Source organism: Rhodoplanes sp. SY1 (genome assembly GCF_046000175.1).
Classification (GTDB): domain Bacteria; phylum Pseudomonadota; class Alphaproteobacteria; order Rhizobiales; family Xanthobacteraceae; genus Rhodoplanes.
The window spans coordinates 1-789 of record NZ_JBEOMB010000459.1 but is presented as its reverse complement, the minus strand read 5'-3'; the positions used below and the strand labels follow the sequence as shown (position 1 = coordinate 789).

Sequence of the window (789 nt, the reverse complement as noted above, 5' to 3'; positions counted from 1 at the left end):
CTTGTGGATCCGGGGCGGCTTGTCCGGGAAGCGGACCTCCAGCGCCACGCTGTCGGCACCGGCGAAGCCCGGGCGCGAGCGGTAGAACGCGATGAAACCGGGCACCTCGAGGGCCAGGCAGTCGCGCACATTGGTGGCCTTGATGGTCGCCTTGCGCACCGTGACGGTGCCGTGCGCCGGCTTGCCGACCAGCCGTATGGTCGGCATCGGCCCGCTGGAGCAGTCCGGCTTCACGTTGACGTAGACGGCGATGCGGATGTCCTTGCCGGGCGGGCCCTTGGCGCGCTGCCCGATGGTCCTCTCGGCGGGGGACTGCTCGGGCGCCGGCGTGCCTCGGCCGACGGGCTTGTCCGGAACGCTCGGCTCGCCTTGGACGCCCGGCTTGTCCCGCGCGATCGGCCGCTCTTGGACGATCGGCTTGTCTTGGACCATCGGCTTGTCTTGCGCGAGGGCGGTGGCTCCGCCGAGCGTCGGCCCGCCGAGCGTCGACCCGGCGAGGACGAGCGCGGCGCAGACGCGGCCGACGGCGAGCTTCGTCGCGGCGCCGCGGCGCCCTCTCGACCGGGCGTGCTTCGGTGTCGTCGGCATGGACGCGCCCCCGCGCGGTCTCGGTGATGTCAGCACGAACCCGCTTCGACCCGGGTGTCGGCCACCCGGCGTACCGCTCGCCCACATGACGACCGCGCGACTTGGCTCTCGCGCGGCTCGCGCAGGCGGCCCGCGCCGTCTCGTATACGCCGCGATCGGCCGGCGGGGAAGCCGCGTCTCGCGACGCGGCTCATGACGTCT

The 789-nt window shown here is 73.4% G+C and carries 1 pseudogene; it reads right to left on the bottom strand.

Annotated features, from left to right (window positions below):
• A pseudogene (locus tag ABTU92_RS30345) lies at nt 1–588 on the bottom strand (hypothetical protein); the annotation flags it as partial.
• Between the last annotated feature and the right edge of the window lie 201 nt (nt 589–789).